Annotated in this window: 11 protein-coding genes; 10 read left to right on the top strand and 1 reads right to left on the bottom strand. The window is 61.4% G+C overall.

The window, feature by feature from the left end:
• Window positions 1–140 precede the first annotated feature (140 nt).
• Both ACTG4K_RS07030 and ACTG4K_RS07025 read left to right on the top strand, forming a co-directional pair.
• A complete protein-coding gene (locus ACTG4K_RS07030; RefSeq protein WP_439113469.1) occupies window positions 141–2,246 on the top strand; it encodes a PAS domain S-box protein in 2,106 nt (701 codons plus the stop codon).
• Window positions 2,243–2,884 carry a response regulator transcription factor gene (locus ACTG4K_RS07025; RefSeq protein WP_439113468.1) on the top strand — a complete coding sequence of 214 codons (642 nt, stop codon included), beginning with the start codon at window positions 2,243–2,245 and terminating at the stop codon, window positions 2,882–2,884. The genes ACTG4K_RS07030 and ACTG4K_RS07025 overlap by 4 nt, the downstream gene beginning before the upstream one ends.
• Window positions 2,885–3,823: 939 nt before the next feature.
• Here the strand turns inward: ACTG4K_RS07025 and ACTG4K_RS07020 are convergent.
• Complete coding sequence (locus ACTG4K_RS07020; protein WP_439113467.1) at window positions 3,824–4,396, bottom strand: C40 family peptidase; 573 nt, start codon at window positions 4,394–4,396, stop codon at window positions 3,824–3,826.
• 360 nt (window positions 4,397–4,756) lie between these two features.
• On the opposite strand from ACTG4K_RS07020, the gene ACTG4K_RS07015 reads away from it, so the two are divergent.
• The 8 genes from ACTG4K_RS07015 (at window position 4,757) to zapE (ending at window position 15,733) form a co-directional block, all read left to right on the top strand.
• Complete coding sequence (locus ACTG4K_RS07015) at window positions 4,757–5,359, top strand: isochorismatase family protein (RefSeq protein WP_439113466.1); 603 nt, start codon at window positions 4,757–4,759, stop codon at window positions 5,357–5,359.
• 257 nt (window positions 5,360–5,616) lie between these two features.
• On the top strand, window positions 5,617–7,518 hold the full coding sequence (locus ACTG4K_RS07010) for a propionate--CoA ligase (RefSeq protein ID WP_439113465.1): 1,902 nt from the start codon (window positions 5,617–5,619) through the stop codon (window positions 7,516–7,518).
• Window positions 7,519–7,711: 193 nt separating this feature from the next.
• On the top strand, window positions 7,712–8,086 hold the full coding sequence (locus tag ACTG4K_RS07005) for an ArsR/SmtB family transcription factor (RefSeq protein WP_439113464.1): 375 nt from the start codon (window positions 7,712–7,714) through the stop codon (window positions 8,084–8,086).
• Window positions 8,087–8,450: 364 nt separating this feature from the next.
• On the top strand, window positions 8,451–11,342 hold the full coding sequence (locus ACTG4K_RS07000) for a 2-oxoglutarate dehydrogenase E1 component (RefSeq protein WP_439113463.1): 2,892 nt from the start codon (window positions 8,451–8,453) through the stop codon (window positions 11,340–11,342).
• A 96-nt stretch (window positions 11,343–11,438) separates the two neighbouring features.
• On the top strand, window positions 11,439–12,707 hold the full coding sequence (gene odhB / locus ACTG4K_RS06995) for a 2-oxoglutarate dehydrogenase complex dihydrolipoyllysine-residue succinyltransferase (RefSeq protein WP_439113462.1): 1,269 nt from the start codon (window positions 11,439–11,441) through the stop codon (window positions 12,705–12,707).
• A gap of 19 nt (window positions 12,708–12,726) precedes the next feature.
• Entirely contained in the window at window positions 12,727–13,047 is a 321-nt protein-coding gene (locus tag ACTG4K_RS06990; RefSeq protein WP_439113461.1) for a PspC domain-containing protein, read from the top strand.
• Between the two features lie 27 nt (window positions 13,048–13,074).
• Entirely contained in the window at window positions 13,075–14,502 is a 1,428-nt protein-coding gene (gene lpdA, locus ACTG4K_RS06985) for a dihydrolipoyl dehydrogenase (RefSeq protein WP_439113460.1), read from the top strand.
• Between the two features lie 133 nt (window positions 14,503–14,635).
• Window positions 14,636–15,733 (top strand): cell division protein ZapE, encoded by a 1,098-nt coding sequence (gene zapE, locus ACTG4K_RS06980; protein ID WP_439113459.1) that lies wholly within the window; start codon window positions 14,636–14,638, stop codon window positions 15,731–15,733.
• The last annotated feature ends 44 nt before the right edge of the window (window positions 15,734–15,777 follow it).

Below are 15,777 nucleotides of genomic sequence, written 5' to 3'. Positions count from 1 at the left end.
GGGTTAGCGGTGGCTCGGCGCGCGGATGCACACCATTGAATTTTGGGGTTGCTGACCCATTTCAAAGCATGGAAATGGCCCCTTTTGACCGTGCATTTGGACCTATCGCGGGAACGCCCGGTGGTCGAATTGAATCGACAATGGCCCGCCTTGCCGGCACCATCGACCAGCACCCGAGCGCACAAACCCTTTTCAAGTCCATGAGCACCTCCAGCTTCAGCCCTTTTCGCCGAGTGGTCGTGATCTATAGCGTGGTGGCATTTCTCTGGATCTGGTTGTCGGACCGTGCGGTGGATTTGCTGTTTCATGACCACGGCTTGTACCCGTCGGCACAGACTTGGAAGGGTTGGCTGTTTGTGGGCGTGACCACGGTTTTTTTGTATGTGTTGCTTCGGCGCTTGCACGGGCAGATACAGCGCGCGGCTGCGCTGGAAACCGCATCGTTGCGGCGTGAGGCCCACACCGCGGCGCTGCTCAACGCATTGGCAGATGGCTCGGGCGAGGCGATTTTTGCCAAAGACCTGGAGGGGCGCTACCTGTTGTTCAACCGCGAAGCCGCGTACTGGACTGGCCAGGCCCCTGAGAACGTGCTGGGGCGCGACGACCGTGTGTTGTTTCCCGAAGAGCAGGTGCAGGTGATCCAGGCCAATGACCGCCGGGTGATGGCACAGAACAGCACGCAAACTTTTCAAGAGGTGCTGGACACCCGGCAAGGCCAGCGCATTTGCCTGGCAACCAAAGGGCCGTTGCACGACGAAAACGGCGTCAGGGGTATGTTTGGTATCACCCGTGACATCACCGCCATGGTGGTCGCGCAGCGCCAGCTTGAAAGCAGCGAACGCGGTTACCGCCTGCTTTTTGAAGCCAACCCGCACCCCATGTGGGTGTTTGATCGCGCTACCCTGCGCTTCCTGGCTGTCAACGAGGCGGCGATGTTGCGCTACGGCTATGAGCGGTCCGAGTTTTTGGGCATGACGATTGAGGACATTCGGCAGCCGAAAAACGTGCCAGTCTTGCGCCAGATGTTGGCTGACATCGAGCAGGTCAACCTGCGTGACATTGCCAACCTGGGCGTGTGGACGCTCCGTGCCAAAGACGGTGGCTTTCTGGAAGTGGAAATACTGACCAGCAAGATTGACTTTGAAGGCCATCCGGCGCGCCTGGTGCTGGCGCAGGATGTGATGGAGCGCAACCGGGTGGCGCGCGAACGCGATGCCGCGCACCAGCAATTGCAGGCGGTGCTCAGCCGCATCACGGACGCGTTCATGTCCACCGACATTGACCAGCGCCTGGTGTATGTGAACGACAAGGTGGCGCTGCTGGCGGGTCGGGCGTCACCCGACGAGATGCTGGGGCAGGTGGTGTGGGACGTGTTTCCTGAGGCCGTGGGCACCCCTTTTGAGGCCGCTTACTGGCGCGCCTGCGCCACCGGGCAGCTCACGGTGGCCGAAGACTGGTACCCGCCCTGGGGCTTGTGGCTGGAAGTGCGCTTGTTTCCCTCCGGTGAGGGTGTGTCGGCCTACATCACCGACATTTCGGACCGCAAGCGTTCTGAGCAGGCGTTGCTGCAGTCGCAAAATGACCTGACCAAACTGTCCACGCAACTGATGGCCCAGGAGCGCCTGACCGCGCGGCGCATTGGCCAGGCGCTGCACGACCATCTAGGCCAGCAGCTGGGCAGCGCCCGGTTGTACCTGGACGTGGCCATGGCCCAGGCCGCTGCGGCCGACCCAGCAACCCCGGCGCGCGATCCCTTGGCGCAGGTGTCTGCCTTGCTGGACGGCGCCATTGCCGAGGTGCGCCACGTGTTGCGTGACATGCGGCCCCCGCTGCTGGAAGACCAGGGCCTTGCCGCCGCGCTGGACAACGAACTGCGCCTGTCCCCCGCGCAAGATATGGGTTTGCACGTGGCCCTGGAGCTCGGGGCGGCGGTGCGTGGCCTGCGCTGGCCCGACGCGGTGGAATACGCCAGCTTCATGATCGCCCGCGAAGCCATTGGCAATGCAGTTCGGCATGCCCAGGGCAGCTGCATCCGGGTGTCGCTGGACGGTGAACCTGGCCACCTGAGCTTGCGCATTGAAGACGACGGTGTGGGCCTGGAGCCTGCCGACCTGCAAGGGCGCCCGGGGCACCTGGGCATGTTGGGCATGCGGGAGCGGGCAGCCGCCATGGGCGCACGGCTGGCCATTGAGCGCGGTGCTTACGGCGGCACGGTGGTGGCATTGACGCTGGAGGTGGCGCCATGAGCGACATCTACATCGTGGACGACCATGCGCTCATGCGCGATGGCTTGCGCGCGGTGCTGGAGCACGGTGGACACCGGGTGGTGGGTGAGTCGGCCGACATCACCACCGCACTGGCCGACATACAGCGCTTGGCGCCCAGTGTGTTGCTGCTGGACCTGCATCTGGGCGAGCGCTCGGGCCTGGAGTTGCTAGAGCAACTGGACAAGCGCAACAGCGCCGTGCGCACGATCGTGCTCACCATGTCCAGCCAGCCGCTACATGTGGCCGAGGCCTTGCGCCTGGGGGCGGTAGGCTATGTGCTCAAGGGGTCTCCGGCGGCGGAGGTGCTGGCTGCGGTGGCCGGCGTGGGCCGCGCTGCGCGCCACCTGGGCCCGGGGGTGCAAGAGCTGGCCACACAGGGCCGTTTGCAGGCAGAGGCCGCAGGGGGCTTGGCGCAGCTCTCGGCACGCGAGCGACAGATCATCGCGCTGGTGGTGCGGGGGCGCTCCAGCGTGGCCATCGGCGAGCTGCTGCACCTGTCGCCCAAAACGATCGACTCCTACCGCAGCCGGCTGATGACGAAACTCGATGTGGCCGACGTGCCCGCGCTGGTTCGCCTGGCGATCCGCGAGGGCCTCATCAGCGCTGAAGAGTGGTGATGCCGCTCGTTTTGTTGCGCCATAAAGGAAGTTTGGCGTTTGCGCGCAGGCCACACCGACATCGGGGCAGCGTCTTGAGCAAGGCGGCAGCGATGCGCAATCGCAAGTTCGTGATGAACGGCGGGATTGGGCGTGCGCTGGGCTGACGCGAGACTTGATGCGCTCGATACGCCAGCGCATCTTGGTTTCAAACACCCTGCGCGTCAGCGCCGCGTCCTGCCCCAGCAGCGTGGGCCGCCAGGACTTCATCGGCTCCTTGTGGCCTTCTGGCCACTTCATAAGAAGCCATTCCCGCGGCAGCGCGGGCACCACGCCACGCCCGCTCGCCAGCGGCTCGTGCCCCGGGGGCCACACCGCCACCGGGCCTGACACGCCCCCCGCGTCGTTCAAGCCCCCCGCGTCGTTCAAGCCCAACACGCGGATTCCTTCGCGCAGCGCCGTGACCCCAAAGCCCGCATCGGTCAACACGCAGTGCCAGGGAGCCAGCGCGATCGCCGGCGTGTTCGCGAGCGCCAAGTCCACCGGGTGCACCCCTCGCATGGGAAAGCCGGTGTCGGTCCTGATCCACCAGCCGCCACCGCTGAAGTCCATCGCTGGCACGACCCACTGCGTTGCGCTGAGCAGCATCTGCTCGTCAGACCAGACCGAATTGGTCACCGCGTGTGTGCAGCGATTGGAGTTCAGCGCGTGTGCCTGTTGGCGCCCGTTGCGACGCCATCGGCTGCACGCACTTGCACTTGCACTTGAGCGGAGCCACCAGGCCGGTGCACTCTCCATGCAGCCCGGCGATGCTGTCCGAATGCCAGCTCCCTATTCAGCTGCCCCATGTGGCGTTCGAATTTGCCCTGTTTTTCTGTAGCAAGCGCCGCGCTCCGGACAGGCAACAAAAAACCGGGCGTGCCCGGCTTTTTTGTTGCCTCAACTTCAAGCTCGGTCGCCTCAGCGCCTCGTGGCTTGCGTGCTTTCTGCATTCGCGGGCAATGCCACCCGCCGAGCGCCGTTGAACCGGGTTTGCCAGTAGGCAATGCGCATGTCCTCGACCCGGACATGAGCGCCCGAGCGTGGGGAATGAATGAATTTGCCATCCCCTACATAAATGCCCACGTGGCTGAACGCCCGTTTCATGGTGTTGAAAAACACCAAGTCGCCTGGCTTCAATTCGCTGCGGTCAATCTCCTCTGTGCTCGCAGCTTGCTCGTGGGCTCTGCGGGGCAGCACTTTGCCCACCGACTGCTCAAATACAGCCCGCACAAAACCACTGCAGTCAAAACCTGTTTCTGCGCTGTTGCCGCCATATTTGTAAGGAACGCCCAGGAATCCCATCGCGTTGACCACCAGGCTGGAGGCACGCTCGCCAACCGATTCCCGTGCCTGCTGGATGTGACCGCCCAAACGGCTCATCAAGCCTTTTTCAGCGAGCAGCGTATCCATGTCGTCAAAAGTTGCGTCGGCGGGCGCGGCATGCGACACCGCAGCGCAACTCAACAAAAGTATAAAAATCCAACTTTTCATACTTTCAGGTTATCGGTGTTTTTCACACAAGTCAAGCGAGAGAAAGTTCGCAACATGTTGATTTGCATGACATTTACCGCAAGTCTTCCGATCTTCTGGCGGACCAACGGGGTAGCGCAACCCGGGTTGGAGCTGTTGGGCCTGGTGGGTGCGGGCCGTGACTTGGTCCTTGTCTGCTGGCGTACCTTCGGGTGGTCTTGCGTCGCGTGGCTTGCAAACGAACGTGGTTTACACGCTCCGTGGCATGCCTGCAGGGCCGTCACCCGCAGCGAACAGCCCGGACGTTGGCCGCTCTTGGGCCGCAGGTGCGCCGAACTGCGAAAATTAGCGCTGTTTCGTTTGATTTGAAGAAAGATTGCCATGCTGCTAAACGCCACAGATTCTCAGCTGTTGCTGGTTGATTACCAGTCCCGCTTGATGCCCGCGATTTTTGAAGGTCCCCAGGTGCTGGCCAACGCGGTGCGGCTTGCCCGCATGGCGCAGTTGCTGGAGGTGCCGGTCTGGGGTACCGAGCAAAACCCGGAAAAGCTGGGTCCCAACCCGCCTGAGCTGCGTGGTTTATGCCAGAAGACCTTGTCCAAAATGCATTTCAGCGCAGTGTCTGACGGTCTGGTGGACTGGCTTCGTCCACCTGCGCGCCCTGCCGGTGGCAACGCACGCAGTCTGCCCAAGCATCTGCAGAAGCCTGTCGCATCTGCGCCCGAGCGGGCCACCATCGTATTGGCGGGTTGCGAAGCCCATGTGTGTTTGCTCCAGACAGCGCTGGAACTGATTGAGCAAGAACTCGACGTGTGGGTCGTCACCGACGCCTGCGGCTCGCGCACCGAGCGCAACCGCGATGCCGCTTTTGACCGCCTGGCCGGAGCGGGCGCCGAGCTGGTAACCACCGAAATGGTGGCTTTTGAATGGCTGAGGTCGGCCGACAACCCCGTGTTTCGGGACGTGCATGCGTTGATCAAGTAAACCGACAGGGGCGCCAGTTGCCGGCTTTAAAGGTGCTGCTGGCGTCTTGGCTTTTGGCGCCGACGGCACAAGGTGATTTGTGTCCTCCCGCAGGTCTTGGATGTCGCGGCCTTCGGTGTTTGGGGTTGACTGCTTAGGTGGGATGTCAGACTCTCGCAAGTCTGCCATCCATAATTATGAATTCAGTTTGAGCCGCCGGGGATGGTCCGGGTGGCTGATGTCAGCTGTCGTAAAACACCACCAAGCAGGAGACTCTCATGAGCAATCCCCAAGGCTATGCCGAATTTCACCGCCGTTCGATCGAGGACCGCGACGCTTTCTGGGGCGAGCAGGCCCAGCTGGTGGACTGGCACAAGCCGTTTGACCGGGTTTGCAATTACGACAATCCCCCCTTCGCGCGCTGGTTTGAAGGTGGCTTGACCAACCTGTGCCACAACGCGGTAGATCGCCACCTGAAAGACCGGGCCGACCAGAACGCGCTGATCTTCGTGTCCACCGAAACCGACGTGGAGAAGATCTACAGCTTCCGCGAACTGCACGCCGAAGTACAGCGCATGGCAGCCATCCTCATGGACCAAGGCGTGAAGAAAGGCGACCGCGTCCTGATTTACATGCCCATGATTCCCGAAGCTGCTTTTGCCATGCTGGCCTGCGTGCGCATTGGGGCCATTCACTCGGTGGTGTTTGGTGGTTTTGCCAGTCATTCGCTTGCCAGCCGCATCGAAGATGCTTCACCCGTCGCCATCGTCAGCGCCGATGCTGGCTCGCGCGGCGGCAAGGTGGTGGAATACAAGCCCCTGCTGGACGAAGCGATCAAGCTCTCCGCACACAAGCCGGCCAAAGTGGTGATGGTCAACCGGGGGCTGGCTGCGTTCAATGTGGTGGAAGGCCGGGATGTGGACTACAGCGCCTCGCGCGCCCAGCACATGGACACTGTTGTGCCCTGCGAGTGGGTGGACGCAACCCACCCGAGCTACACGCTCTACACCAGCGGCACCACGGGCAAGCCCAAGGGCGTGCAGCGCGACACCGGCGGCTACACCGTGGCGCTGGCTGCGTCCATGAAACACATTTACATGGGTGAGCCCGGCGAAACCTACTTCTCCACCAGCGACATTGGCTGGGTGGTCGGCCACAGCTACATCATTTACGGCCCGCTGATCGGTGGCATGGCCACCATCATGTACGAGGGTCTGCCGATCCGGCCCGATGCCGGCATCTGGTGGCAACTGGTCGAAAAGTACAAGGTCACCGTCATGTTCAGCGCACCCACTGCCGTGCGTGTGCTCAAAAAATACGACTCCTCGTTCATCAAGAAATACGACCTCTCCAGCCTCAAAGCCCTGTTCCTGGCCGGCGAGCCGCTGGACGAAACCACCGCCAAGTGGATTTCGGACGAATTGGGCAAACCCATTGTCGACAACTACTGGCAGACCGAAACCGGTTGGCCTATTTTGGCCATCTGCAACGGTGTTGAAAAAGCCGACAGCAAGTTCGGCTCGCCGGGCAAAGCGGTGTACGGCTACGACGTGAAGTTGCTGGACGACCAGACGGGTGAAGAACTTCACGGTGGCAACCAGAAAGGTGTGGTCGCTGTTGAAGGACCGCTGCCACCCGGTTGCATGCAGACCATCTGGGGTGACGACGCGCGGTTTGTCAAAACCTACTGGTCCAGCGTGCCTGGCAAGGTGGTGTACAGCACCTTTGACTGGGGTATTCGCGATGAAGACGGCTATTATTTTATTCTGGGCCGAACCGATGACGTGATCAACGTGGCCGGCCACCGTTTGGGCACCCGCGAGATTGAAGAGAGCATTTCCAGCCACCCGCGCATTGCCGAGGTGGCGGTGGTGGGCGTGGCCGACCAGCTCAAGGGCCAGGTGGCCATGGCCTTTGCCGTGGTGAAAGATGCATCTTCGCTGACCGACGACGCCTCCCGCCTGAAGCTGGAGGGCGAGGTCATGAAATTGGTGGACGAGCAACTGGGCGCCGTGGCGCGCCCAGCCCGGGTGCGCTTTGTGAGCGTGCTGCCCAAGACCCGCAGCGGAAAACTGCTGCGCCGGGCCATTCAGGCCGTGTGCGAAGGCCGCGATGCCGGCGACCTGACCACCATGGACGATCCGGCCGCGCTGCAGCAGATCAAGCATTTGTTGGCCTGAAAGGCTGAGCGCCCCGGAAGGTTCGGCGGTTGATCGCCCGGTTGCCGGGCGCAGCCTGCCGAGCCTTTTGTACTTTGTGTTGAGGCAAAGGCGTTGTGTTTGTGCTGTGCCGTAAAGTCCGACAAAAACACGTGGGCATCGTCAGGTTTTGTAAGTATGATTCATGCTTATATAGACAAAGGTGACGGACGCCATGGAACAGATGATCGAATCCGATGCAAACGTGGAAAAGGTTCGTGTGTTTGAGTTGGCCGCCGAGTTGTTCGGTGTGCTGGCCACACCCATGCGCTTGCGTATCTTGAGCGCGCTGTGCGACAAGGAGAAATCTGTGTCGCAGCTGCTGCAAGAAATCGACACCACACAGCCCAACCTGTCTCAGCACCTGAACCTGTTGTACCGGGCGGGCGTGCTGGCCAAACGGAAAGATGGCACCCAGGTGATTTACCGGGTTCAGAGCGAAAAGGCCGTGACACTGTGCCGTACCGTGTGCACCCAGATCGCGATAGAAATGGACGAGCCCAGCGCCGTCCCTGCCTCTGAGCGCTTGTCTCCCCGCGTCGTCTCCTGACCGTCTGACCAGCCGTCGACCCACTGGCGCAGTGGCGTCGACATCGCGTTCGGTCGACCCGGGCACGTGCGGTGTTCACCGCCTGTTCGCAAGGCTCACATCTCCCGCATAACTGGCCTTGCCAGCATCTCGCTGACGCCAAGCTGTCGCTTGGCGAAGGTGCAACACATGTCTCCAATTTCGGCTCGCACTTTGCAGCTCTGGATGGTTTTTTACCTGAAATTTGCCCAAGGTGGCACAATCTTGGTTTGCAGTTAGGTCCTTCCACAGCCACTGTCGCATCCGCCAATCGGTTCAGCCGTGTCGCGGGAGGTTTTTTTTACCAGCTAATGTTTCCTGTAGGGAAACGGAGGTCAGCGGATTTATGAGCGATTCCCAAGCAAACGGGGGCAACGTCTACGTTGCCTACAAAGGCAACTCGTACCTCTTCGGCGGCAACGCGCCGTACGTAGAAGAGATGTACGAAAACTACCTGGAAAACCCGGGTAGCGTGTCTGAAACCTGGCGTTCCTATTTCGACGCCCTTCAGCACGTGCCAGCCGTCGACGGCAGCGATGCCCGCGATGTGCCCCACCAGCCTGTTATCAACGCATTTGCAGAGCGCGCCAAACAAGGCGGTACCAAGGTTGTCATTGCGGCTGGCGCCGACTCTGACTTGGGTCGCAAGCGCGTCGCTGTCCAGCAGTTGATTGCGGCCTATCGCAACGTAGGCGCTCGCTGGGCCGACTTGGACCCGCTCAAGCGCACCGAGCGTGACCATATCCCCGAACTCGATCCGGCGTTTTATGGTTTTACCGACGCCGATTTCGAAACCGTGTTCAACACCAGCAACACGTTTTTCGGCAAGGAAGTCATGTCCTTGCGCGACCTGTTGAATGCGCTGCGCGAAACTTATTGCAGCAGCATTGGCGCCGAGTACATGTACATCAGCGACCAGGCGCAAAAGCGCTGGTGGCAGGAAAAGCTGGAATCGATTCGCAGCAAGCCGGCCTTCAATGCCGACAAGAAGAAGCATATTCTTGGTCGCCTGACCGCAGCCGAAGGACTTGAGCGCTTTCTGCACACCAAATATGTGGGCCAGAAGCGCTTCTCGCTGGAAGGCGGCGAGAGCTTCATTGCCGCTATGGATGAGCTGATTCAGCTCGCAGGCAGTCAGGGCGTCCAAGAGATCGTGATCGGCATGGCACACCGTGGCCGCCTGAACGTGCTGGTGAACACCCTGGGCAAGATGCCCAAGGATTTGTTCGCCGAGTTCGACCACACGGCTCCAGAAGATCTGCCTGCTGGTGACGTCAAGTACCACCAGGGTTTCAGCTCTGATGTGTCCACGACTGGCGGCCCGGTGCACTTGTCGCTGGCATTCAACCCCTCCCACCTGGAAATTGTTAACCCGGTGGTTGAAGGCTCGGTGCGCGCTCGCATGGACCGCCGCGAAGATCCGCACGGCAAACAAGTGCTTCCCGTGCTGGTGCACGGTGACGCGGCTTTTGCCGGCCAGGGCGTGAACCAGGAAACGCTGGCGCTGGCTCAGACGCGCGGTTACTCCACCGGCGGCACGGTGCACCTGATCATCAACAACCAGATCGGTTTCACGACCTCCGACCCGCGCGATTTGCGTTCCACGCTGTATTGCACCGACATCGTCAAGGGCGTCGAGTCGCCTGTGCTGCACGTCAACGGTGACGACCCAGAAGCTGTGGTGCTGGCCACCCAGCTGGCGCTGGAGTACCGCATGACGTTCCGCAAAGATGTGGTGCTCGACATCATCTGCTTCCGCAAACTCGGCCACAACGAGCAGGACACCCCCAGCCTGACCCAGCCGCTGATGTACCGCAAGATCAGCGCCCACCCGGGCACCCGCAAGCTGTATGCCGACAAATTGGCCGCGCAAGGTTTAGGTGAGACGCTGGGCGAAGAGATGTCCAAGTCCTACCGTGCCGCGCTGGATGCCGGGCGCCACACGGTAGACCCGGTGCTGACCAACTTCAAGAGCAAATTCGCTGTGGACTGGTCGCCCTTTCTGGGCAAGAAGTGGACCGATGCCGGCGACACCGCCATTCCGATGGCCGAGTGGAAGCGACTGGCCGAGCGCCTGACCACCATCCCCGAGAGCGTGACCCCGCACCAGTTGGTGAAGAAGGTGTATGCCGACCGTGCGGCCATGGGCCGTGGCGACATTCCGGTGGACTGGGGCATGGGCGAGCACATGGCGTTTGCCTCGCTGGTGGCCAGTGGATTCCCGGTGCGCTTGTCGGGTGAAGACTGCGGCCGCGGTACCTTTACGCACCGCCATGCGGTGATTCACGACCAGAACCGTGAGAAGTGGGACACCGGCACCTACACGCCGCTGGAAAATGTGGCCGACAACCAGGCTCCGTTTGTCGTCATCGACTCCATCCTCTCGGAAGAGGCGGTGCTGGGCTTTGAGTACGGCTATGCGTCCAACGACCCCAGCACCCTGGTGATCTGGGAAGCCCAGTTTGGCGATTTCGCCAACGGCGCCCAGGTAGTGATCGACCAGTTCATTGCGTCGGGCGAGGTGAAGTGGGGCCGTGTGAATGGCATCACGCTGATGCTGCCGCACGGCTACGAAGGCCAGGGGCCAGAGCACAGCTCGGCGCGTCTGGAGCGTTTTATGCAGTTGGCGGCTGACACCAACATGCAGATCGTGCAGCCGACCACGGCCAGCCAGATCTTCCACATCTTGCGCCGCCAGATGGTGCGCAACCTGCGCAAGCCGCTGATCATCTTCACTCCCAAGTCGCTGTTGCGCAACAAGGACGCGACCTCGCCGCTGTCCGAGTTCACCAAGGGCAGCTTCCAGACCGTGATTCCGGAAAACAATGCCGCCGTGGTGAAGGGTGCCGACAAGGTCAAGCGCATCATCTGCTGCTCGGGCAAGGTGTACTACGACCTGGTGAAGAAGCGCGAAGAAAAGGGCGCTGACGACGTGGCCATCATCCGTGTCGAACAGCTGTATCCGTTCCCGCACAAGGTGTTTGGCGCTGAGGTGCGCAAGTACCCCAACGCCACCGACATCGTGTGGTGCCAGGACGAGCCGCAAAACCAGGGCGCCTGGTTCTTTGTGCAGCACTACATCCACGAGAACATGCTCGACGGTCAGAAGCTGGGTTACGCCGGTCGCGCCGCTTCGGCGTCGCCTGCGGTGGGGTACGCGCACCTGCACCAGGAGCAGCAGAAGACCCTGATCGAGGCTGCTTTCTCCAAGCTCAAGGGCTTCATCCTCACCAAATAACCGACGGTGGCCGTTGCGGGCCGGGCGCTGAGCACACATGTTCATGCGCCCCATCCACCAACGCCGAACACCCAACGCAAAGAACAGGTAATACAAATGGCAATCGTAGAAGTCAAAGTCCCTCAGCTGTCTGAGTCCGTGGCCGAAGCCACCCTGCTGCAGTGGAAAAAGAAGGTCGGTGACGCGGTCACCGCCGATGAGACACTGATCGAAATCGAGACCGACAAGGTTGTGCTGGAATGTCCCGCACCGTCCAGCGGTGTGCTGGTTGAAATTTTGCAAGGCGATGGTGCCACCGTGGCCGCCGAGCAGCTGATCGCCCGTATTGACACCGCCGCAGTGGCTGGCGCCGCTGCGCCAGCTGCGGCCGCACCCGCTGCCGTGGCTGCAGCCCCTGTGGCGGCAGCCCCGACCGCTGCCGCAGCGGCTGCATCGCAGTCCAAAGCTGGCGTGGCCATGCCCGCCGCTGCCAAGCTCATGGCCGACGGTGGCATGGCCCCTGGCTCGGTGCCTGGCACCGGCAAAGACGGCCGCGTGACCAAAGGTGACGTGCTGGCCGCTGCTGCCGCACCCAAGGCTGCCGTGGCTGCATCGGTGGCCATTCCCACTGGAGCACCGACCAGGGTGCTGCCGCAGGTGGCCACCGTGGCACCTGACCTGGGCGACCGCCCCGAAGAGCGCGTGCCTATGACGCGTCTGCGTGCCCGTGTGGCCGAGCGTCTGCTGCAGTCGCAGTCGACCAACGCCATCCTGACCACGTTCAACGAAATCAACATGGCCCCAGTCATGGACATGCGCAAGCGCATGCAGGAGCGTTTTGAGAAGGAACACGGCGTGAAGCTGGGTTTCATGAGCTTCTTTGTGAAGGCGGCTGTGCATGCGCTCAAGAAGTTCCCGGTGCTGAACGCATCGGTGGATGGCAACGACATCGTCTATCACGGCTATTTCGACATTGGTATTGCTGTCGGTTCACCCCGCGGCTTGGTGGTGCCCATCTTGCGCAACGCCGACCAGATGAGCTTCGCCGACATCGAGAAGAAAATTGCCGAATTTGGCCAAAAAGCCAAAGAAGGCAAGCTGAGCATGGACGACATGACCGGCGGCACGTTCTCGATTTCCAACGGCGGCACGTTCGGCTCCATGATGTCCACCCCCATCATCAACCCGCCGCAGTCGGCCATTCTGGGCGTGCACGCCACGAAAGACCGCGCCATGGTGGAAAACGGTCAGGTGGTGGTGCGTCCCATGAACTATTTCGCCATGTCTTACGACCACCGTATCATCGACGGCCGCGAAGCCGTGCTGGGTCTGGTGGCGATGAAGGAGGCGCTGGAAGATCCTGCGCGCCTGTTGTTCGACATCTGAAACCACGAGGGGTTACACCATGTCACTGGCAGACGAACTGTTGAAGCTGGAGCAGCTGCGTGAGCGCGGCAGCCTGACGGCGGACGAGTTCGAACGGGCAAAGGTCCGGCTGCTGGGGACCAATGTGGAGCCTATGGTGCCACCCAAGCTGGCGCAGTCGCTCAACAGCCTGCGCCGATCGAGCACGGACAAATGGATCGCCGGTGTGTGCGGTGGCGTGGCCGCCGCCACCGGTGTCGACGCCTGGATCTGGCGCCTGCTGATGGCCGTGCTGTTTTTCGCGGGAGGTATGGGCCTGGTGCTCTACGTCCTGCTATGGATTTTTGTGCCCGCCGAGTGAGGCGTGCAGCAACACGAGAGTTTCAACATGTCTCAATCTTTTGATGTGATCGTCATCGGTGGCGGTCCTGGCGGTTACATCGCTGCCATCCGCGCAGCCCAGCTGGGCTTCAAGGTGGCCTGTATCGACGAGTGGAAAAATGCCGCTGGCGGCCCCGCATTGGGTGGCACCTGTACCAACGTCGGCTGCATTCCGTCCAAGGCGCTGCTGCAGTCCAGCGAACACTTTGACCACGCCAACCACCACTTTGCCGAACACGGCATCAGCACCGGTACGGTGAAGATGGATGTGGCCAAGATGGTGGGCCGCAAAGACGCGGTGGTGAAGCAGAACAACGACGGTATCCAGTACCTTTTGAAGAAGAACAAGGTGACCTTCTTCCACGGTCGCGGCTCGTTCGTGAAGGCGGTCGACGGTGGATACGAGATTCAAGTCACGGGTGCCAAAGAAGAGGTGCTGACCGGTAAGCAGATCATTGTGGCCACCGGTTCCAACGCACGTGCGCTGGCTGGTGTGCCGTTTGATGAAGAAACCGTGCTGTCCAACGACGGCGCGCTGCGTATCGGTGCCGTACCTAAAAAGATGGTGCTCATCGGCTCTGGCGTGATCGGCTTGGAAATGGGGTCGGTTTGGCGCCGTCTGGGTTCCGACGTCACCATTCTGGAAGGCTTGCCCACGTTCCTGGGCGCGGTGGACGAGCAGATCGCAAAGGAAGCCAAAAAGGCTTTTGACAAGCAGGGCCTGAAGATCGAATTGGGCGTGAAGGTGGGCGACATCAAGACCACCAAAAAGGGTGTGAGTGTGGCCTACACCAACGCCAAGGGCGAAGCCCTCAAGCTCGATGCCGACAAGCTGATCGTCTCCATCGGTCGGGTGCCCAACACCATTGGCCTCAACGCCGAAGGTGTGGGTCTGCAGCTCGACGAGCGCGGCGCCATCATGGTCGACGCCGATTGCAAGACCAGCCTGCCGGGCGTGTGGGCGGTGGGTGACGTGGTGCGTGGCCCCATGCTGGCGCACAAGGCGGAAGAAGAGGGCGTAGCGGTGGCCGAGCGGATCGCCGGCCAACACGGCCATGTGAACTTCAACACCATTCCCTGGGTGATTTACACCAGTCCCGAAATTGCTTGGGTCGGTCGCACCGAACAGCAGCTCAAGGCCGATGGTGTGGCCTACAAGGCGGGCACGTTCCCGTTCCTGGCGAACGGCCGCGCGCGCGCGCTGGGCGACACGACCGGCATGGTCAAGTTCCTGGCCGATGCAACCACCGACGAGATCCTGGGCGTGCACATCGTGGGTCCCATGGCTTCAGAGCTGATTGCTGAAGCTGTGGTGGCGATGGAGTTCAAGGCCTCGGCCGAAGACATCGCCCGTATCTGCCACGCGCACCCTTCTTTGTCGGAAGCGACCAAGGAAGCTGCACTCGCAGTAGACAAGCGCACGCTGAATTTCTGATCCGTGTCGCGCTGCGGCGCGGCCAGCGGCCACCGCCCTGTTGGCGGCAAACCCTGCGGCCCGGTGAACCCGGTACCGCGGGGTTTTTGCTTGTGTGGCATGCTTCCCCGAAATACCATGTGAACAGGTTGATATGTCCGTCAAGGCCACTTACGAGGCCGCGCTGCTGGAGCGCGGATACGCCACCGATCCGGCTCAGCAGCGCGCCATTGATGCGCTGGAACGGTGTGCCACCGAATGGACGAACTACAAGCAAAAGCGCTCGAACGCGCTGAAGAAGATGTTCGTCAAGCCCGAGATCCCGCGTGGCGTCTACATGTTTGGTGGGGTAGGGCGGGGCAAAAGTTTTTTGATGGATTGCTTCTTCAATGCGGTGCCCATCAAACGCAAAACCCGGCTGCACTTTCACGAATTCATGCGCGAGGTGCACCGCGAACTGCGCGAGTTGCAGGGCACAGTGAACCCGCTGGACGAGTTGGGTTTGCGCATGGCCAAGCGCTACAAGCTGATCTGCTTTGATGAATTTCATGTGGCGGACGTGACCGACGCCATGATCCTGCACCGCTTGCTCGACGCGCTGTTCAAGGCAGGTGTGGGCTTCGTCACCACGTCCAACTTCCACCCCGACGGCTTGTACCCCAATGGGCTACACCGAGACCGTATCTTGCCCGCGATTGAACTCCTCAAGCAAAAGTTGGAGGTGATCAACGTGGACAACGGTACCGACTACCGCCAGCGCACGCTGGCGCTGATTGATCTGTACCGTTGCCCGCTGGGGGCCCAGGCAGACGCCGCCATGGAAAAGAGCTTTGAACAGCTCGTGGAAATGGGTGACCAGGATCCCGTGATGCAGATCGAATCGCGGCAGATCCGTGCCTTGCGGCGCGCGGGTGGCGTGATCTGGTTTGACTTTCGCACCTTGTGTGGCGGGCCGCGTTCGCAAAACGACTACCTCGAAATTGCGTCCCAATTCCACACAGTCCTGTTGTCGAATGTGCCGCAAATGCAGGTGCGTCAAGCTTCTGAGGCCCGGCGGTTCACCTGGCTGATCGACGTGTTGTACGACCGCCGCGTGAAGCTGGTGATGTCAGCCGCTGTGGCGCCCGACCTGCTCTACGTCGAGGGTCCCATGTCCCACGAGTTCCCCCGCACAGTCTCCCGTTTGGGTGAGATGCAGTCGGCCGAATTTTTGGCCCTGGAACACCGCACGGTCGATACCGGCCTGACCTGATTGGCGCAACGCAACGACCGCGTTGTCTGGTGTGCCCACGCCCG

The sequence above is a fragment of the Hydrogenophaga sp. genome, assembly GCF_965657535.1.
Taxonomy (GTDB): domain Bacteria; phylum Pseudomonadota; class Gammaproteobacteria; order Burkholderiales; family Burkholderiaceae_C; genus Hydrogenophaga.
Note: the sequence above shows the minus strand (reverse complement) of the source record. Positions and strands in the feature narration are given on the sequence as shown.